Origin of the sequence: Pseudomonas sp. PvP028, assembly GCF_017832255.1 — a bacterium.
Lineage (GTDB): Bacteria > Pseudomonadota > Gammaproteobacteria > Pseudomonadales > Pseudomonadaceae > Aquipseudomonas > Aquipseudomonas syringae.
The window spans coordinates 4,273,126-4,295,483 of the sequence record NZ_JAFIBL010000001.1; the positions used below are offsets into that span (position 1 = coordinate 4,273,126).

Below are 22,358 nucleotides of genomic sequence, written 5' to 3' on the forward strand. Positions count from 1 at the left end.
CGGCCACAGCCGTTTCCACCACCCCTTGAGGTGCTTCGTATTCGCGATCAGGAAGCGCTTCGCGATCCGGCAATGGCAAGGCCTGGCGGTCGACCTTGCCATTGGCGGTCAGCGGCCAGGCGTCCAGACGTATGAAGGCGCTGGGCACCATGTAGCCCGGCAGCACTGCCAGCAAGGCAGCGCGCAGTTCGGACACCGGCATCGACAGCGAACCGGCGCGTTCGATGAAATACGCCGCCAGCCTTGGCTGGCCCGGCTCGTCCTCACGGGCCAGCACCAGCGCTTCTTCGATACCCGGCAATTGGCTGAGCTGAGCTTCGATCTCGCCCAGTTCAACGCGTAAGCCGCGGATTTTCACCTGATCATCGTTACGCCCCAGGTAGTCGAGAGTGCCATCGGCATTCCAGCGTGCCAGGTCGCCGGTGCGGTACATCCGTGAGTTGGCGTGGAACGGGTCACGCAGGAAGCGCTCGGCGGTCATTTCCGGCCGATTCAGGTAACCCCGCGCCACGCCTTCCCCAGCCACGTACAACTCGCCCGCCACGCCCAGCGGCACCAGTTGTTGATGCTCGTCGAGCAGGTACACGCGGGTGTTGGCAATCGGTGTGCCGATGTCGAGGCTGCCGTCGGGTAGCAAGCGCCCCGATGTGGCAACCACCGTGGCCTCGGTCGGGCCGTAGTTGTTGATGACGGCAAAACCCGGATCGCGCTGGAACTGGCGCAGGCGGTCGCCACCGATCAACAGCGTGCGCAAGGTGGGGTGAGACAAATTGCGGCTGAAGGCGTACTCGGCGACCGGTGTTGGCAGGAAGGCCACCTGCAGCGGTTGAGCGATCCACCAATCAAGCAGCGCATCGATGTGTTCATTGCTCACCTCCGCAGGCGGCAGGTGCAGGGTCGCCCCGGCACACAGCGCCGGCCAGACTTCCCAGGCCATGGCGTCAAAGCCGAAGCCAGCGACACTGGCGGTATGGCTGCCAGCCTGCAGATCGAAGGTTCGGCAATGCCAGTCGATCAGGTTGCCGAGGGTGCGGTGCTCGACCATCACGCCTTTTGGCTGGCCTGTGGAACCGGAGGTATAGATCACGTACGCCAGATGCGTGGCGTTGAGCCCGGCCACCTGCGGGTTGTCCAGGCGTTGCGGCCATTGAGGCCGGTCGAAGGCGATGACCGGTGCAGCCGTTTCGGGCACACGGCTCATCAGGGCCTGCTGGGTCAGCAGCACTTTGGGTGCGCTGTCGGCCAGCAGATAGGCAATGCGTTCGTCAGGGTGCGACGGATCAACCGGGACGTAGCCGGCGCCGGCCTTGAGCACGGCGAGCATGGCCACCAATGTGTCCAGACCACGACGGGCCATGACCGCCACACGATCATCAACACCGACGCCGAGGCTGATCATGTGATGGGCCAGTGCGTTGGCGCGATGGTTCAACTCGCCGTAGTGCAGGCACTGTTCGCCTACCTGAGCCGCCACACCTTCGGGCGCGCTGACCGCCCGGGCTTCGATCATGGCGTGCACGGTCTGCTCGTCATTAACCTGCGCCGGCGCCGTCGTGTTGAGCGTTTCCAGCAGGTAACGGCGTTCCTCTTTGCCGACCAGCGTGATGCGATCAAGGTGCGTCTGCTCATCATTCGCCAGGGTTTCGAGGACTTGCACGAAATAGCCGAGATACCGTTGCGCGGTCGCCTCGTCGAACAGCGCCGTGGCGTAGTCCAGCGTACCGACCAGCGTTTCACCCTGCTCGCTCAGGTTCAGCGAAAGGTCGAACTTGGACACCTGATTGACCTGCTCGATCGGCACCACTCGCAGGTCGCCCAGCGACGCAGCGGCGTGTTTGCCGGGCATCCAGTTCAGCGTGTTCTGGAACAACGGGGGATGGGCCAGGCTGCGCGTCGGACGAACCACTTCAACGACCTGCTCGAACGGCAGGTCCTGATGCTCCTGTGCTTCCAGTACGCGCGTCTTGACCTGAGCCAGCAGCGCTTCGCCGCTCGGATTGCCCGAGGTGTCGATGCGTACCGCCAGGGTGTTGACGAACAGGCCGACCAGGTCTTCCAGTTCGCTACGGCCTCGCCCTGCCACCGGGCTGCCAATCACCACTTCGCCCTGACCGGAAAGACGTGTAAGTGTCGTCGCCCAGGCGGTCATCAGCGCCATGTACAACGTAACGCCCTGGCGTTGCGCCAGTTGACGCAGATCTGCCGTCAGACGTGCGTTCAGTTGCACCGCAAGGCTGGCTCCGGCGAAGTCCTGCTGCGCCGGACGCGGCCGGTCAGTTGGCAACGTGAGCAGCGTCGGCGCGCCCTCCAGTGCCTGACGCCAGTAGGCCGCCTGGTACTGCAGACGCTCGCCCGATAGCCAGCGACGTTGCCATACTGCGTAATCGGTGTACTGGATCGCCAGCGGCGGCAGTGGGTCGGGCTGTCCCTGACAGAACGCCGGGTACAGCGCCAGCAGCTCCTGGCTCAGCACACCCATCGACCAGCCATCGGCGACGATATGGTGCACAGTCAGCAGCAGCACATGACGGTCGTCTGCCACGTGCAGCAGATGAGCGCGAATCAGTGGGCCTTCAGCCAGATCGAACGGTGTGACCGCCTCGACCCGAATACACTCTTGCAGGCGATGGGGCACATGACGAATGTCTTCGACAGCCAGCCTGACGTCTGCGCAGGAGTGCGCGAACAGTACTTGTGCACTGCCTTCGTGGCTCACGAATCGGCTGCGCAAGGTTTCGTGGCGCTCGACGATGCGTGCCAAGGCTCGTGTCAGGGCGGTGACGTCGAGAGTACCCTCAAGGCTCAGCGCCATCGGGATGTTATAGGCTTGGTTACCGCCGTCCATCTGTGCCAGGAACCACAACCGTTGCTGGGCGAAGGACAATGGCATTGGCTGATCACGCTTCACCGGCAGGATCGCTGTCAGCTCACTGCGCGCCACGCCACCCAGCGCTGCGGCCACCGCTGCCAGTTCACCGCGGGCGAACAGCCCGCCCAGCGGCAATTCCACGCCCAGTTGCTGGCGCACTTGAGACACCATGCGCATGGCCAGCAGGGAGTGCCCGCCGAGATCAAAGAAGTTTTCGTTACGGCCAATCAGCTCGACCTGCAGCACCTCGGCCCAGATCTCGGCCAGCGCCACTTCGACTTCGCCTTGCGGTGCTTCGTAACCACGACTGATCAGCGATTGCGCATCCGGCACTGGCAGGGCCTTGCGGTCGAGCTTGCCATTGGCGGTCAGCGGCAGCGCATCGAGCTGCACGTAGGCCGCGGGCACCATGTACTCCGGCAATGTGCCTTGCAGGTGGCTGCGCAGAGACTCAATGTCGAGCACGGTTTCAGGCTGTCGCGCCGTGACATAGGCCACCAGACGCTTGTCACCAGGCACATCCTGACGGCATAGCACCACGGTCTCGCTTACATCGGCGTGTTCGGCCAGGCGCACTTCGATCTCACCCAGTTCAACACGGAAACCGCGGATTTTCACTTGATCGTCATTGCGACCCAGGTATTCCAGGTTGCCGTCGGCACGCCAGCGCACCAGATCGCCGGTGCGGTACATCAGTGCATGTTCAGAAGGGCTGAACGGGTCGACGACAAACTGCGTGGCGCTCAATTCGGCACGATTCAAATAGCCCTTGGCAACGCCCTGCCCGCCGATATACAGCTCGCCGGGCACGCCCAACGGCACCGGTTGGCCTTGGCCATCGAGCACATACAGGCGGCTATTACCCACCGGTTTGCCGATAGGGATCGAGCCATCGCCGACCGACGTAATCTCGTAGGTCGCGGAAAAGGTCGTCGCCTCGGTCGGGCCATAGCCATTGAGCAGATGGTGTGGAGGATTGTTCGCCAGCACTCTGTTTATAACGGCAGGGTCCAGCACATCGCCGCCGACGATCAGGTAGCGCAGACGTGAAAACGCTTCGCCCAGCCCCGAAGCGTATTGATGGAACAGCCCTGCGGTCATCCACAGCACGGTTACCGATTGCTCCAGCAACAGGCGCTGGAAATCGCGCGGGGACAGCAAGTCATTCTGCCCGATCACCACCACGCAACCGCCATTGAGCAACGGTGCCCAGACATCCAGCGTACTGGCATCAAACGCCGGGTTGGAGGCAAACGCTACGCGATCCTGAGCATTGAAATCGGCGTAACCGTTGTTGATCACCAGACGGCTGATGGCGCGATGCGGCACCAGCACACCTTTCGGGGTGCCCGTCGAGCCGGAGGTGTACATGATGTACGCGACACTTTCGCTGGACTGCGGCAATGCCAGATCAGTGTCTTTCAGGCCGTCCAGCGTCAGATTGTCGAGGTCAACACGCTGCGCAGCGGTCGTCAGCGACATCTGGCTATGGGTCAGCAGAACACGCGCCTGACTGTCTTCGATCATGAACGTCTGACGTTCGACCGGTGCATTGATGTCCAGCGGCACGTACACCGCCGAGCACTTGAGCACCGTCAGCTGGCTGGCGAGCAGGTCGAGGCTGCGTTCCAGCAGGATCGCTACGCTGTCACCCGGCTGCACACCGAGCCCCAGCAGATGCCGCGCCAGGCGATTGGCCCGGGTGTTGAGTTCGGCATAGCTCATGGCCACGCCATCGTGGATTGCAGCGCAAGCTTTGGGGCACGCCCGTACCTGGGCTTCGAACAGACTCTGCACGGTCTGCTGCTGTGGGTAATCCCGCGTGGTGTCGTTGAACGCCACCAGCAGTTGCTGCCGTTCGGCTTCCGGCACTACCGGCAGATCGCACACCACCGAATCCGCCGCGAATTCAAGGGCTTTGACCAAGTGGCTCAAGGTGGTCTGCATGTAGGCGCAGATGCGCCGCGCATCAATACCGGTCACAGCCTGCACATTCAGCCTGAAACCCGTACCCAGGTCATCGACGTTCACAATCAACGGATAGTTGGTTCGCTCTTCACTGCTCAGGGCATGGATACCCTGCCAGGCCTGGGTGTCCCGCTCGGAGACGTTGCCAACCGCACTGTGGCGGTAGTTGAGTAGCGCATTGAACAATGGCAGCGGCGCGGCCACGCCACTGCAACGCTGGGCGAGCACCAGCGGCGCATGCTCGTGACCGAGTAATGCCGTCAGTCGCTCGTGAGTCGCTTTTAAACCCTCGAACACTGTTATCGCACCGACGTCCACGCGCAGGGGCAACGTATTGATGAACATGCCCAAGGCACGGTCGGCGCCCTCACTGCTCTGCATCCGGCCCATCAACACTGTGCCGAACACTACGTCGCGCTTGTCCGACAAATTGCCCAGCACCTGGGCCCAGGCCAGATGCACCAGGCTGGCGGCACTCACACCCTGTTGCCGGGCCTGAGCTCGCAGGCGCAGATTCAGTTGGGCGTCCAGCACCAGGCTGGCTTCTTCAATATCACGACCGTCGCCCTGCACATTCCCCAGGCCGAACGGCAGCGTCGGCTCGTCGATATCGCCCAGCATGTCGCGGAAGAACGTTTCGTGATCTGCCTGGCTGACACCCAGGCGTGCCTGGGCCACATAGTTGCGGTATGGCACGGGCACCGACGCTGCCAAGGCTTCGGCCTCGTCAAGCAGACAGCTCTGTATTTCGTGCTTCACCACTTCCAGCGCGGCGTGGTCCAGGGCCATGTGATGGAACAGCAACATCGCGCAAATCCGCTGGTTGAGCGGATCTGCGGCATAGGCTACGCGCATCAAGGGAGCCTGACCGATGTCCAGACGGTAGTGACGCGGGTCGAAACGGCTGTGCAATTGCTCCGCGATACCACCGTTTGCCGGATCCAGTTCAAGCGCTTCAAGGTGCAACCGGGCTTGACGCCAGACCACCTGGACCGGGGAGTCGAGACCTTGCCACACCACGCTGGTGCGCAGGATATCGTGGCGGTCGATAACTGTTTGCAGGGCGTGAACAAAGGCGTCCATGCGTTCGCGGTCGTCAAAGACGAACTGAGTCTGCAACACATAGGGGTCGCCGGTTTCGGCTGACAGGTGGTGATAGAGAATACCTTCCTGCAACGGCGCCAGCGGGTAGATGTCCTGCACATTGGCCACGCCGCCCGGCACGGTGGCTAGGACTTGATCGATCTGCACCTGCGTCAGGTTGATCAACGGCAGCAGCTCAGGCGTAATTTGCTGGCAATCGTCATTAATGAGATTGGCCGGCACCACTATCTCAGTGCTACCACCGATTGCTGCGGCCAGTGCGGCCAGCGTGGGCTGGCCGAACAGCGCACGCACGTCGACGCTCAGGCCTGACTGGCGCATATGACCTATGAAACTGACTGCCAGCAGCGAGTGACCGCCCAGTTCGAAGAAGTTGTCGTGACGACCGACCTGCTCGACGCCCAGCAATTCTTGCCAGATAACCGCGATCTGCGTTTCTGTTTCGCCCTGCGGCGCTTCGTAGCCACGGCTGATCAGCGAGTCACTGTCGGGTGCTGGCAGTGCTTTGCGATCCAGCTTGCCGTTGGGGGTCAGCGGCAGCTTATCCAGCATCACGTAAATGGCTGGAACCATGTACTCCGGCAACCGTTGCTGCAAATGACTGCGCAGGCTGTCGATGTCCACTACGGTGTGCCCGGCCGCCAAGGTGTAATAGGCCACCAGACGCTTGTCGCCGGGAATGTCTTCGCGAGCCGTCACCACCGCTTCATGGACGGCCGGGTGTTTAGCCAGACGCGCATCGATCTCGTCCAGTTCGATACGGAAGCCACGGATCTTCACCTGATCATCGTTACGGCCCAGGTATTCGATATTGCCGTCTGGCAGATAGCGACCCAAGTCGCCAGTGCGGTACATGCGTGCCGCTGGGTTTTGGCTGAACGGGTCCTTGAGGAAGCGTTCGGCAGTGAGGTCGTCACGGTTCAAATAACCCCGCGCCACACCGGCTCCGCCGATGTAGATCTCACCCGCAACACCCAGTGGAACAGGCTGCTGTTGCTCATCCAGCAGGTAAAACTGGGTGTTACCGACCGGTTTACCAATGTGCGGAGCGAAGCCGTCTTCGCGGTCCATGGCCACCCAGCTTGAGTAGGTGGTGGTTTCCGAAGGACCGTAGAGGTTGCACAGGCGCTGCACGCCTGTTTTTTCGAACAGGTTTTCTACCAGACTGCGCTTGAGCGCTTCACCGGCCACGTTCACCGTGTGAACCGTTGCCGGCAGCCCGTCAACGTCCAGCAGTGCTTTAAGCGCCGACGGTACGGTGTTGATCAGGCCGATATCGTGCTCGCCGTGTTGCAGTTCCAGCACGTTTTTGACGACTTCGATACTGCCGCCCGAGGTCAGTGGCGCAAAGCACTCGTAGACGGCGAGGTCGAAGTTCAGCGAGGTGGAGAACAGCGTTTTTTCCAGTGCCGACCCGTCAAAAGCCGTGTGTGCCCAGCTCAGGAAGTTCACGGTGTTACGGTGTTCGATCATCACGCCTTTCGGCAAGCCGGTCGAACCCGAGGTGTAGATCAGGTACGCCAGATGCGCTGAGGTCAGCCCAGGCACCTGCGGATTCTGGACGGATTGGTCCTGCCAATCGCTCAGATCAAGATTGATCACAGGCACCGAAACGTCGGCCAGCAGGCCCTGAGTAGCGGTTTGAGCCAGAACGGCTGCCGGAGCGCTGTCCTGCAGCATGTAGGCAATACGTTCTGCCGGGTAAGCCGGATCGAGCGGCACATAGCCGCCGCCCGCTTTGAGAATCGCCAGCAAACCGACGACCATTTCTGCGCTGCGTTCTACACAGATACCGACTCTGGAATCCGGCTGCACACCCTGCTTGCGCAAGGCATGGGCAAGACGGTTGGCCTGCTCGTTCAGCTCGCGATAGGTCAAGCGCTGTTCGCCGTGAATCACTGCCAGCGCGTCCGGTGTGCGCTCGGCTTGCGCTTCAAACAGGCCATGGATGGTCTGCTGTTGCGGATAGTCCAGCGCCGTGTCGTTGAACCCCAGCAGCAACTGCTCACGCTCGTCGGCCGGCAGGATCGGCAGGCTATCGAGGGCAGTGTCTGGTGATTGTTCCAGCGCGATAAGCAGATTTTTCAGTGCGGTCTGCATATAGCCGCAGACACGTCCGGCGCCAACCTTGCCGGTCACCAGCACCGACATTCTTAAGCTGTCACCCCGGTCATCGACGTTCAAGGTCAACGGATAGTTGGTCCTTTCCCCGCTGCTGAGCATGTCGATACCGCGCCAGGCCTCGATCGACTCATCGGAGGGTTCGGTCACGCCGCTGTGGCGGTAGTTGATCAGCGCGCTGAACAGGGGTAAGGGCGCTGCCACACCGCTGCAACGCTGCGCCAGCACCAACGGCGCGTGTTCGTGGCCAAGCAACGCGGTCAGGCGGGCATGAGTCGCCCGCACTCCGCCGCGAGCGCTCTGCCCCGCCATATCGACGCGTAACGGCAAGGTATTGATGAACATGCCCAACGCCCGTTCGGCGCCTTCGCCACTTTGCATACGGCCCATCAACACGGTGCCGAATACCACCGTGCGCTTGCTCGACACCTTGCCCAATACCTGAGCCCACGCCAGGTGCACCAGACTCGCGACGCTTACCCCCAATTGCCGTGCCTGAGCGCGCAGGCGCAGAGTGAGCCGACGGTCCAGAATCAGGTTGCTGTCTTCAATGTCGTGGCCATCACCCTGCACATCCAGCAGGCCGAACGGCAGCGTCGGCTCGTCAATGTCCCCCAGCAGCTCGCGGAAAAACGCTTCATGAGCTTCGCGGCTCATGCCCAGACGGGCTTGGGTCACATAGTTGCGATACGGTATCGCAGCGTCGAGCTGGTCCGCTTTGCCGAGTAGCCGGGCTTGCATGTCATTAAGCACAACGTCCATCGATTTGTGGTCGAGAACCATGTGATGGAACAGCAATATCGCCACCCAACGCTGGTTGGGCTGGTCTTCGGCGAAGGACAGTTGCAACAGCGGTGCCTGGCTCATGTCCAGCCTTGAGTGACGAGGGTCCAAGCGCTGTTGCAACTGATCCATGACCTGGCCATCGGCCGGATCGAGTTCGACCTGCTCCAGAAACAGCAGAGCCTGACGACAGACCACCTGCATCGGTGTTGCCAGACCTTGCCAAAGCACCGCAGTGCGCAGGATGTCGTGACGGTCGATCACACTTTGCAAGGCATCGACAAAGGCGTTCAGACGCTCGCGGTCAGCAAAGGCGAACTGCGTCTGTAACACATAGGGGTCGCCGACCTCGGCGGCCAGATGGTGATAGAGAATGCCTTCCTGCAGCGGCGCCAGCGGGTAGATATCCTGCACATTCGCCGCGCCGCCTGGCACGCTGGCGACAACGAGGTCAATGGCGGCCTGATCGAGATCGGCCAGCGGCAGCATCTCCGGCGTGATGCGCATGCAGTCGTCGGGGATAGCATTTTCGGGGACTGTTACTTCACTTGCGCCGCCGCCCACGGCCGCAGCCAGCGCGGCGAGGGTCGGCTGGCTGAACAGTACGCGAACGTCTGCGCTCAAGCCGGCCTGGCGCATACGTTCGATCAGGCTGACGGCCAGCAGCGAATGCCCGCCCAACTCAAAGAAATGGTCATGTCGACCGACTTGCTCAACCTGGAGCACTTCGGCCCAGATCGTCGCCAGCAGGTTTTCCACTTCACCTTGCGGCGCTTCGTAGCCACGGCTGATCAATGCCTGCGCATCCGGTTCGGGCAGCGCTTTACGGTCAAGTTTGCCGTTGGTTGTCAGCGGTAGTGCATCGAGGCGCACATAGGCTGCGGGCACCATATAGTCCGGCAGGCGGGTTTGCAGATGGCTGCGCAGTGTCTCTATTTCCAGTGTTCGCTGAGCCTCATGCACAGTGAAATAGGCCACCAGGCGTTTCTCTCCTGCGTCCTGTCGCACCAGCAGCGCTACTTCGTGTACCGCAGGGTGTGTGGCCAGAACGGCCTCGATTTCGCTCAGCTCAATGCGGAAACCGCGAAGTTTCACCTGGTCATCGTTACGGCCCAGGTATTCGATGTTGCCGTCTGGCAGATACCGGCCAAGATCGCCGGTACGGTACATGCGTGCCGCTGGTCGCTGGCTGAACGGATCCTGCAGGAAGCGTTCGGCGGTCAGTTCGTCACGGTTCAGGTAGCCCCGCGCTACACCGGCGCCGCCGATGTAGATCTCGCCCGCAACGCCCAGGGGGACGGGCTGTTGCCGTTCGTCCAGCAGGTAAAACTGCGTATTGCCAACCGGTTTGCCGATATGAGGAGCGAAACCGTCTTCGCGATCCATCGCTACCCAGCTTGAGTACGTGGTGGTTTCCGACGGGCCATAAAGGTTGCACAGGCGCTGCACGCCGGTTTTTTCGAACAGGTTTTCCACCAGACTGCGCTTGAGGGCCTCCCCGGCCACATTCACGGTGTGGACCGACGTCGGCAGTCCTTCTACATCCAGCAAGGCCTTGAGCGCCGACGGCACGGTGTTGATCAGGCCGATATCATGTTCGCCGTGTTGCAGTTCCAGAATATTTTTAACCACCTCGATCCTGCCGCCCGAGGTGAGTGGCGCAAGGCACTCGTAGACGGCGAGGTCGAAGTTCAGCGAGGTGGAAAACAGTGTTTTTTCCAGCACAGAAGCGTCGAAGGCTTTGTGCGCCCAGGTCAGGAAGTTAACGGTGTTGCGGTGCTCGATCATCACGCCTTTCGGCAGACCGGTGGAGCCCGAGGTGTAGATCAGGTAGGCCAGGTGCGCCGAAGTCAGCCCCGCCACCTGCGGATTCTGGACGGATTCGTCCTGCCAATCGCTCAGATCAAAATTGATGACGGGCATCGAAATATCGGCCAGCAAGCCCTGAGTAGCGGTGTGAGCCAGCATGGCTGCCGGAGCGCTGTCCTGCAACATATAAGCAATACGTTCCGCTGGATAAGCCGGGTCGAGCGGCACATAACCGCCGCCCGCCTTGAGAATCGCCAGCAACCCGACGACCATTTCCACGCCTCGTTCGACACAGATCCCGACTCGCGAATCCGGTTGCACTCCCTTTTTACGAAGGGCATGGGCCAGGCGGTTGGCTTGCTCGTTGAGTTGGCGATAGCTAAGGCGCTGTTCACCGTGAACCACTGCTACAGCATCCGGCGTGCGCTCGACCTGCGCTTCGAACATCCCGTGAATGGTCTGTTGGTGCGGATAATCCAGCGCGGTGTTATTGAACCCCACCAGCAACTGCTCGCGCTCCTCGGCAGGCAGGATCGACAACTCTTGTAAGGAGGCTTGTGGTGTCTGCTCCAGCGCCGTTACCAGGGTTTCCAGCGCCATCTGCATGTAATTGCAGACGCGTTTGGCGCCGATTGACGAAGTGACCAACGCCGTGAGGCTGAACCCCTTACCCAGGTCATCGACGTTCAACGTCAATGGATAGTTGGTGCGTTCTTCGCTGTTCAGGGCATAAATACCTTCCCAAGCCTGGGCGGTCCGTTCTGAAACGCTGCCAGGCGCACTGTGACGGTAGTTGAGCAGAGCGCTAAACAATGGCAGTGGCGCGGCCACACCACTGCACCGCTGGGCGAGCACCAGCGGTGCATGCTCGTGGCCGAGCAAGGCAGTCAGTCGTTCGTGAGTCGTTTTTAATCCCTCGACCACTGTTATCGCACCGACATCCACGCGCAGTGGCAACGTGTTAATGAACATGCCCATGGCGCGGTCAGCGCCCTCACCGCTCTGCATACGGCCCATCAATACCGTGCCGAACACCACGTCACACTTGCTCGATACATTGCCCAACACTTGGCCCCAGGCCAGATGCACCAGGCTGGCGGCACTTACACCCTGCTGCCTTGCCTGAGCCCGCAGGCGCTGATCCAGCCGGGCGTCCAGCGTCAGGCTGGCTCCTTCGATATCACGACCGTCGCCCTGCACATCCTGCAGGCCGAACGGCAGGGTCGGTTCTTCGATGTCGCCAAGCATCTTGCGGAAGAATGTTTCGTGACCGGCCTGGCTGACACCCAGGCGTGCCTGGGCCACGTAGTTGCGGTACGGCACCGACGCTGCCAAGGCATCGGCCTCGCCGAGCAACCCGCTCTGTATTTCATGCTTCAACACTTCCAGTGCCACATGGTCGATGGCCATGTGATGAAACAGCAACATCGCCAGCCAGCGGCCGTTGAGCGGATCATGGCTGAAGACAATGCGCATCAGGGGCGCGTGACGCACATCGAGACGGTAATGCCGGGGATCGAAGCGCTCGTGCAATTGCTCATCAACCGGGCCGTCTGCCGGGTCGAGGAGCAACTCCGTGACTTGCAGTTCGGCTCTGCGCAGCACCACTTGCACCGGCTCGGCGAGACCCTCCCACAGCACGGCGGTGCGCAGGATATCGTGCCGGTTGATCACGCCTTGCAAGGCGCCGCTGAAAGCGTCCAGTCGTGTCCGGTCAGATATCTCGAACAGCGCTTTCAAGGTGTAGGGGTCGCCCCCTTCTGTACTGATGTGGTGGTAGAGAATCCCTGCCTGCAGAGGCGCCAATGGATAGATATCCTGCACATTCGCCATGCCGCCCGACACGCTGGCAGCTATCTGATCGATCTGCATTTGGCTCAGGCTGATCAGCGGCAACAGTTCAGGGGTGATGTATTCACAATGTTCGGGAATCAGATTGGCCGGCACCACGACCTCCGTGCCACCACCGACCGCAGCTGCCAGCGCCGCCACGGTCGGCTGGCTGAACAGCACGCGAACGTCGGCACTCAGGCCGACCTGACGCATCCGCTCGATCAGCGTCACTGCCAGCAGCGAGTGGCCACCCAATTCGAAGAAGTGATCATGGCGACCGACCTGTTCGACCTTGAGTACGTCTGCCCAGATTGAGGCCAGCAGGGTTTCGAACTCGCCTTGCGGTGCTTCGTAACCATGGCTGATCAGCGACTGTGCGTCCGGCGCTGGCAGGGCCTTGCGGTCGAGCTTGCCGTTGGCGGTCAGCGGCAGCGCATCGAGCTGCACGTAGGCTGCCGGTACCATATAGTCCGGTAACAACCCTTGCAGATGGTTACGCAGGTGTTCGATGTCCGGTGCAGTTTCAGGCTGCTGCGCCGTGACATAAGCGACCAGACGCTTGTCGCCAGGCTCATCCTGACGGCACAGCACCACGGCTTCACGAATATCCGAGTGCTCGGCCAGGCGTGCTTCGATTTCACCCAGTTCAACGCGGAAACCACGGATTTTCACCTGATCGTCATTACGACCCAGGTATTCCAGATTGCCATCTGCGCGCCAGCGAACCAGGTCGCCAGTGCGGTACAGGCGAGCCTGTGGGGCGCTGTCAAACGGGTCGGCGACGAACTTCTCAAGAGTCAGTTCATCACGGTTCAAATACCCCCTGGCGACACCCTGTCCACCAATATACAGCTCGCCGGGCACGCCCAAAGGCACTGGCTGGCCTTGGCTGTCGAGCACATACAGGCAAGTGTTGCCCACCGGTTTGCCGATAGGGATCGAGCCATTGCCGACTGACACAATCTCGTAGGTGGCGGAGAAGGTCGTCGCCTCGGTCGGGCCATAACCGTTGAGCAGATGTTGCGGCGCATTGTTCGCCAGTACCCGGCCAATAACGGCAGGGTCCAGCACATCACCGCCGACAATCAGGTAGCGCAGGCGCGAAAAGGCCTCGCCCAGACCCGAGGCGTATTGATGGAACAATCCGGCGGTCATCCACAGCACGGTTACGGCTTGTTCCAGCAGCAGGCGCTGGAAATTCAGCGGCGAGAGCAAGTCGTGCTGCCCGATCACCACCACACATCCTCCATTGAGCAGCGGCGCCCAGACATCCAGGGTGCTGGCGTCAAACGCCGGGTTGGAGGCAAACGCTACGCGATCCTGAGCATTGAAGTCGGCATAACCGTTGTTGATCACCAGCCTGCTGATGGCCCGGTGCGGCACCAGTACACCTTTCGGAACACCCATCGAACCAGAGGTGTACATAATGTAGGCGACACTTTCGCTGGACTGCGGCAATGCCAGATCAGTGTCTTTCAGGTCGTCCAGGGTCAAATCGTCGAGATCGATACGCTGTGCACCACTCGTCAGCGATACGTGGCTACGAGTCAGCAGGACACGCGCCTGGCTGTCCTCGACCATGAACGCCTGTCGCTCTACAGGCGCGTTGACGTCCAGCGGCACGTACACCGCCGCGCATTTGAGCACTGCCAGCTGACTGGCGAGCAAATCGTGGCTGCGTTCCAGCAGGATCGCCACGCTGTCACCCGGCTGCACACCGAGCCCCAGCAGATGCCGCGCCAGGCGATTGGCCCGGGTGTTGAGTTCGGCGTAGCTCACGGCAACACCATCGTGGATTGCCGCGCAAGCTTCGGGGTACGCCCGCACCTGAGCTTCGAACAGGCCATGCACCGTCTGTTGCTGCGGGTAATCCCGCGCGGTGTCGTTGAACGCCACCAGCAGCTGCTGGCGCTCGGTTTCCGGCACAACCGGCAGGTCGCACACGGCTGAATCCGGTGCGGATTCAAGGGCCTCGATCAGATGACTCAAGGCGGTCTGCATGTAATCGCAGACCCGCTGGCCATCGAAACCGGCTGCAACCTGCACGCTCAACAGGAAGCCTTCGCCTTGATCGTCCACCGACAGACTCAACGGGTAGTTGGTCCGTTCGCGGACGCCGAGCACCTGAGCATCCGCCCACCGCTCGCCACCGCTGGCTTCGCGCGCCGGGCTATGGCGGTAGTTGAGCAACGCGCTGAACAGCGGCGACGTTGCGGAAACCGCACTGCAACGTTGAGCCAGCACCAATGGTGCATGTTCGTGGCCGAGTAATGCAGTCAAGCGGTTATGGGTCAGACGCACGGCCTGACGTACGCCGCCGCTACCGACATCGACCCGCAGCGGCAAGGTATTGATGAACATCCCCAGCGCGCGGTCGGCGCCCAGGCCGCCTTGCATGCGTCCCAGCAACACGGTGCCGAAGACCACGTCTTCACGTCCACTAGCGGCGCTCAGCACTCGTGCCCAGGCCAGGTGGTGCAGGCTTGCTGCACTCACCCCCAGTTGCCGAGCCTGAGTGCGTAGACGTTGACACAGATCAGCCGGAAGATCATGGCGAACCTCCTTGACGCCCTGCCCATCACCCTGAACCTCAAGCAGGCCGAACGGCAGGGTCGGTTCATCGACATCACCAAGCATCTCGCGGAAAAACGCTTCGTGTTGCTCGCGACTCACGCCCAGACGGGCCTGACCCACGTAATTCCGGTAAGGCATCGCCGCCGGCAGTTGCGCTGCGGTACCTTGCAAGTGAGCGAGCATTTCTGCGCTCATCACGTCCAGCGCGGTGTGGTCGAGGGCAATATGGTGGAAAAGCAGGATCGCCACCCAGCGCTGGTTCTCAGAGTCCTCGGCGAAGGCCAGGTGAATCAGCGGGGCCTGCCTGAGATCGAGGCGGCACTCGCGCGGATCAAAACGGTTCTGCAACTGAGCGACGATATCGCCGCCGTCCGGGGCCAGGGTGATCTGCTCCATCGACAGCTCGACCCGGCGCAGAGCGACTTGCAGCGGTTGCTCCAGATCTTCCCAGACCAGCGCCGTGCGCAGGATGTCATGGCGATCGATCATCGCCTGCAAGCCTTCGGCAAAGCGTCGTACGTGTGCCGGGTCGCGCAGGGCGAAGGTCGCTTGCAGCAGATACGGGTCGCCCTGTTCGGCAGCAATATGATGGTAAAGAATGCCTTCCTGCAACGGCGCCAGCGGGTAGATGTCCTGCACGTTCGCTGCGCCACCGGGAACGCCGGCGACAATACGCTCGATACTCGCCTGGTCCAGTGCTGTGAGGGTCAGCATGTCCGGGGTGATGTGCCTGCAGCCCTCGGGGATGCCGTTGGCGGGCACCTCGATCTCGATGCCGCCGCCTACGGCCGCCGCGAGTGCGGCAAGGGTCGGTTGGCCGAACAGCACGCGCACATCGGCACTCAGGCCAGCCTGGCGCATGCGCTCGATCAGCTTCACCGCCAGCAGCGAATGACCGCCCAGTTCGAAGAAATGGTCCTGCCGACCGACCCGCTCCACACTCAGTACTTCGCACCATAGTGCGGCCAGCGTGGTCTCGGTGTCGCCAAGCGGCGCCTGATAGTCGCGACTGGCGAAAGCATCGGCCAATGGCTGTGGCAACGCACGACGATCCAGTTTGCCATTGGGCGACACCGGCAGTTTTTCCAGGTGTACATAGGCTGCCGGGACCATGTAGTCAGGCAGCAGAGCCTGTAAATGCAGGCGCATCTGGTCGGTCTGGGGCACAACCTGGCCGGCCTGCACGCTGAAATACGCCACCAGGCGCTTTTCACCTGGAACGTCCTCGCGGGCCAGCACTGCCGTATCGCGCAGGCCTGGATATTGACCAAGGCGTGCCTCGATTTCCCCCAGTTCGATACGAAAACCACGCACCTTGATCTGATCGTCGTTACGGCCCAGGTAAACAATCCTGCCGTCCGCCTGCCAGCAGGCAAGGTCGCCGGTCTTATACAGGCGCGCGTGTGGGTTGCCGACATCGTTGCTCGCAAACGGATCAGCGATAAAGCGTTCGGCGCTCAGGTCATCGCGGTTCAGGTAGCCACGGGCGACAGCTGCGCCACCGATGTACAGTTCACCCGCGACGCCCACCGGCACCGGGCGCATGTGTTCGTCGAGCAGGTAGATGCGGGTATTGGCCACCGGCTGGCCGATGCTTGGCAAGGTCGGCCAGGCCTGTGGATCGCCATCGAGAGTCAGCGCCGTGACCACGTGGGACTCGGTCGGGCCGTAGTGATTATGCAGGCGGGCATCGCTCAGACGGGCGAATAACTGCCGCATCGGTTCGGTGATTCGCAGTTGTTCACCCGCAGTGATCACGTCCTGCAACAGGCACTCAGGCTGTTCAGCCTCGTCAACCACGGCCTCGGCCAATGCCTGCAGGGCAATACACGGCATGTACAGGCGTTCGATACGCTGCTCGCAGATATGCTCGAACAGGCGGCGGAAATTCAGACGAGTATCAGCGTGGATCAGCGACAGCTCGCCACCTGCGCACAAGGTGCTGAAGATTTCCTGAAAGGCCACATCAAAACCCAGTGCTGCGAACTGCAAGGTACGTTGCCTCGGGCGACGGTCCTCGACAGACTGGGCGATCTGCCAGTGCATCAGGTTGACCAGCGACGCATGGGGCATGGCCACGCCTTTTGGCTGACCGGTAGAGCCCGAGGTGTAGATCAGGTACGCCAGGTGCTGCGCGCCAAGCCCTGCGAGCTGCGGGTTGGTTGCCGGCGCGCGGTCGATACCGCTCTCGGCGCGGGCCTCAGCTTCCAGCAGCAACACCGGCATGGCGGCCTGCGCAAAGCGCTCGCGCAAACCACGTTGGGTCAGCAGCATTTTCGGTGCGCTGTCCTCAAGCATGTAGGCCAGACGTTCTTCAGGGTAAGAAGGGTCGAGTGGCACGTAGCCTGCGCCGGCCTTGAGAATGCCCACCAGGCCGGCGATCATTTCCAGACTGCGTTCCACACAGATCGCTACGCGATCATCAGCACCAACGCCTGCAGCGATCAACCGGTGGGCAATCTGGTTGGCCCACTGATTGAGCTCGGCGTAACTCAGGCGCTGGCCTTCGTAGGTGACCGCCACCGAATCGGGCTGCGCAGCTGCCTGAGCTTCGAACAACTGGTGCAGCAAAAGGTCTTGCGGGTAGGCGCTATCGAACGCGTTGAAATCTTCCAGCAATTGGCGACGCTCGTGCGCGGGCAGCCAGTCGAGGCTGTGCAAGGCAGCATCGGGCCGGTTGTCCAGCGCGTCGGCCAGTTGTTCCAGCACCGTGTGCATGTAACCGCAGATGCGCCGGGCATCGATTCCGGCCACCGCCTGAACGGTCAGACCGAAGGATTCGCCGAGGTCGTCTACCGATAACGACAGTGGGTAGTTGGTGCGTTCTTCACCGCCGAGTACCTCGACACCGCCCCAGAGTCTGGTCTGCCCTGCCTCTTGGGGTGTCTGGGCGCCGACCGCGACATGGCGGTAGTTCATCAGCGCACTGAATAACGGTGTCGGTGCTGCTACGCCGCTGCATCCCTGGGCCAGTGACAACGGTGCATGCTCATGACTGACCAACGCCGCCAACCGGGCGTGGGTGGTGCGCACTGCAGCCTCAATGCCCTGCTCTCCGGCAGCGACGCGCAATGGCAAGGTATTGATAAACATGCCCAGGGCCCGCTCGGCGCCTTGACCACTGAGCAGGCGGCCCATCAACACGGTACCGAACACCACATCCTGACGCCCCGACAGGCGCCCGACCACCTGGGCCCAGGCGAGGTGATGCAGGCTGGCATTACTGACGCCCAGGCGCCGCGCATGGGCGCGCAGACGTCCGGCCAGTTTCGGCTCAACCGGCAATAGCGCTTCGTCGACTCCGCTGCCGTCGCCTTGCACGTCTTGCAGGCCAAACGGCAGGGTCGGCTCGTCAACATCCGCGAGCATGTCGCGGAAAAACGCCTCATGCTCCTCGCGGCTTACGCTCAATCGCGCCTGAGCCACATGATTACGATACGGCACCGACGCGGGCAGATGTTCGCCGCGCCCTTGTCTGAACGCCTCGATCTCTGCGCCGAGCAAAGCCAGCGAGGTGGCGTCGTCGATCAAGTGATGGAACAGCAGCACCGCAACCCAGCTTTGGTCGACGGGATCTTCGGCGTAGTGCAGGCGCATCATCGGGGCCTGATGCAGGTCCATGCGTATCCGCCGTGGATCGAACTGTGCCTGCAACTGGGCCGCAACATCCCCTTGATCCGGGTGCGGTAAAAACGCCTCCACCCTCAGCCGTGCCTGACGCCAGACCACCTGCACCGGCTCGTCGAGTTCTTCCCAGGCCACAGCCGTGCGCAGAATGTTGTGACGATCGATGACTTGCTGCAAGGCTTCCGTAAAGTCCAGCAACTGCTCGAAGCTATCGACCCGCAACAAGGCCTGCAACAGGTATGGATCACCCTCCTCATTCGCCAAATGGTGATAGAGGATGCCTTCCTGCAACGGCACCAGCCCATAGATATCCTGCACATTACTCACACCGCCCGGCACGCTGGCGACCACCCGGTCGATCTGGGCCTGGGTGAGCGCGGCCAGAGGCAGCATGTCCGGGGTAATGTGCCGGCAATAGGCGGGAATCTTATTGGTGGGCGCCTGCACCTCTGTGACCTTGCCGCTGGCTGCCGCCAGCGAGGCCAGGGTTGGCTGGCCGAACAGCACGCGCACGTCGGCATTCAGACCGATGTCGCGCATGCGTTCGATCAGTTTCACCGCGAGCATCGAATGCCCACCCAGCTCGAAGAACTGGTCATGGCGGCCTACCTGCTCGACGCCCAGCAACTCGGTCCACAACCCGGCCAGGCGGGTTTCCGTCAGCCCTTGCGGTGCCTCGTATTGACGCCGGGCATAAGCTTCGGCCGAGGGCAGCGGCAGTGCCTTGCGGTCGAGCTTGCCATTGGCGGTCAGCGGGAACGCCTGCAGACTGACAAAAGCGCTTGGCAGCATGTGCTCGGCGAGCGACAGGCGCAGCTGTTCACGCAAATAGGTAGCGTCGGGTTCCAGGTCTGCTGTGCCGATGACATACGCCACCAGACGCTTGTCGCCCGGTTCGTCTTCACGCACCACGACCACAGCTTCGCGCACGCCTTGGCAGGCGCTCAATTGAGCTTCGATCTCGCCCAGCTCGATACGGAAACCGCGAATCTTTACCTGCTCGTCGTTGCGGCCCAGGTATTCCAGGCTGCCGTCCGGCAACCAGCGACCCAGATCGCCAGAGCGGTACATCCGCGCGCCCGGTTCCGAAGCAAATGGATCATCGAGAAAGCGCGTCGCGTTCAATTCGTCGCGATTGAGGTAGCCACGGGCCACGCCTGCCCCGCCGACGTACAACTCGCCCACCGCACCCGGTGGCAGCGGATGGCCGTAGGTATCCAGCAGGTACAGCTGAAGGTCAGGAATGCGCTTGCCGATCGGGCTCGCGCCGACGCACTGCGCGTCCTCAGGCTGTAACGGGTAATAGGTCACATGCACCGTGGTTTCGGTGATGCCATACATGTTTACCAGTTGTGTTGAGGCGTTTACTTTGCGGGCATACCACGGCTTGAGCATCGCTGTTTCCAGCGCTTCACCGCCGAAAATCACCTGGCGCAGCGAATGTGCCTGCCCTTTGTCGCCTTGGGCCGCGATCAGTTGGCGGAATGCACTCGGCGTCTGGTTGAGCACCGTGACCCCGGCACTGCACAGCAGGTCGTGGAAGTCTTCAGGCGAACGGCTGACCAATTGCGACACGATCAGCAGACGCCCGCCGTGCAGCAGCGCGCCCCAGATTTCCCAGACCGAGAAGTCGAAGGCAAACGAGTGGAACAGCGCCCAGATATCCTGTTCATTGAAACCGAACCGGTCCCGGGTGGCCGAGAACAGTCGTGCAACGTTGCGATGCTCGACCATCACACCCTTGGGCAGGCCGGTGGAGCCGGAGGTGTAGATGACGTAGGCAAGGCCGCTGGGTTTGACCGCTACTTGCGGATTGCAGGCGCGTTCATCCTGCAAGTCGACATCGTCGAGATAGATCAGCGGCACATCCGACACCGGCAACGCCTGTTGTACTGATTGCTGGCTCAACAATGCTACCGGCGCACTGTCGCCGAGTGTGTAGGCCAGACGCTCGAGCGGGTAAGCAGGGTCCAGTGGCACGTAACCGGCGCCGGATTTGAGGATCCCCAGCAAGCCGATAATCATTGCCGGGCCGCGTTCGACGCAGATCGCTACACGATCGTCCGGGCGTACACCCTGTGCCAGCAAACGATGCGCGACCTTGTTGGCACGCGCGTTGAGTCCACCGTAGCTCAGGGTCTGCCCTTCGAACATCAGCGCGACGGCGTCTGGTCGCTCTGCGGCGCGGGCTTCAAACTGCTGGTGGATCGTCAGGTACTCGGCGGAATGTGGCTGACCGGCATTCCACGTCTGAATCTGCAAGGCGTCGGTCTTGCTGATCAGCGAGAACTCATGCACTGGCAGTTGTTCGTTCGCCAGCCCCTGCTCCGTGACTTGCTGCAAGCGCTCGGCAAGCGGGACGATCTCGTCGTGCTGAAAATAGGCCTCGTTGTAGATGTAGTGCAGCCGCGATTCAGTGTCGCAAGCGTTGCTGCGCAGGTGGATGGCCAGCGGTGTCTGCTCGTGGTTGTTTGAACACTTGAAGGCGCGGGCGCTTGCCTGGCCGAAGCGAAGCAGTTGGTTTTGGCGCTCATAAGAAAACGTCAGGTCGAACAATTGCGTACGCTCGGCACGGCGCAATTCCAGCAAGCTGTTAAGGTCGCTGACCGGAAACCGCTGGTGGCGGTAATCCTGCTTGACTGCCCGACAGATGCCCTGGACCAGTTCAGCGAACGTCAGGTCGGGACTGAATTTCAGACGCACTGAACTGAGCTGGGTAAAAAGCCCCAGGGTCTTTTTGTAGCTGGCAGTGGAACGGTTGAGAATCGGCAAGCCGATGACCAGTTCATCACGCTGACAGGCGCGGGTGAAGTACACGTACAGCACTGCCAGATGAACGTGGAACGACGAGGCGTTCAGTCGCAGGGCCAGCTCCTCGATCTGCTGCTCCAGGCCACGGTCCATGCCGTAGCTGAGGTGGCCGCTGCGGCTCGTCGCCGGGTGCTGAATCCGAGCCTGGTGACGTGGCGCCAGCAATGGATCGGGGATGTCGCGGTATTTGTCCAGCCAATAGGCCTGATCGAGAGCAAAGCGTGGCGACTCGCGATACTGGCGGTCGTCCTTGATGAAATCGACATAGGACGGTGCCGCCAGATCGGGCACACGTTGATCGTGCAATACGCTGTAAAGCTCACTGACGGACGCACAGAGCCGGTCGATGCCCCAGCCATCGAGCGCAATGTGGTGGGCATGAATCACGAAGTAGAAACGCTGTGCTTCGAGCTTGAGCAAATGCACTCGGAACAGTGGTCCACCTTCCAGCTTGAACGGTTGTTCAAGCTGAGTCTGCATCCAGTGTTCGGCTGCCTGACGCGGGTCGTCCCGCCCTTGCAGGTCAAACGGTGTCACAAGCATCGGCATGCTCGTGGCGAAGGTCTGCATCGGCACGCCTTCCTCGTCCCGCTCTTCGAGCAGGACCATGCGCAGCGCATCATGCTTCTCGATCAACAGGTCCAAGGCTCGCTGGAATATCCCGGAATCGAAGGGGCCTTCGATCTCCACGTAGCCGCCGATGTTGTATAGCGGCGAGTCGCCCTGGGTCATCTGGTCCAGCCAGATATTGCGTTGGGCAGCGGTCAGGACAAATGCCATACATTTCTTCTCGCAAAGGGTTGGCCTTGTCGCACGCAAGAGGCGGCGACAGCCGATAGTCGATTCGGGGCCAGGGAGT

General features: G+C 61.6%; 1 protein-coding gene (running past one end of the window). It reads right to left on the reverse strand.

The features are described 5' to 3' along the window. On the reverse strand, positions 1-22,279 hold the 5' portion of the coding sequence (gene sypA / locus JOE34_RS18635; RefSeq protein WP_209996421.1) for a syringopeptin non-ribosomal peptide synthetase SypA. Its footprint begins 3,422 nt before the window's first position; only the first 22,279 of its 25,701 coding nucleotides appear in the window; its start codon is at positions 22,277-22,279; its stop codon lies off the left edge, out of view. Positions 22,280-22,358 lie beyond the last annotated feature (79 nt).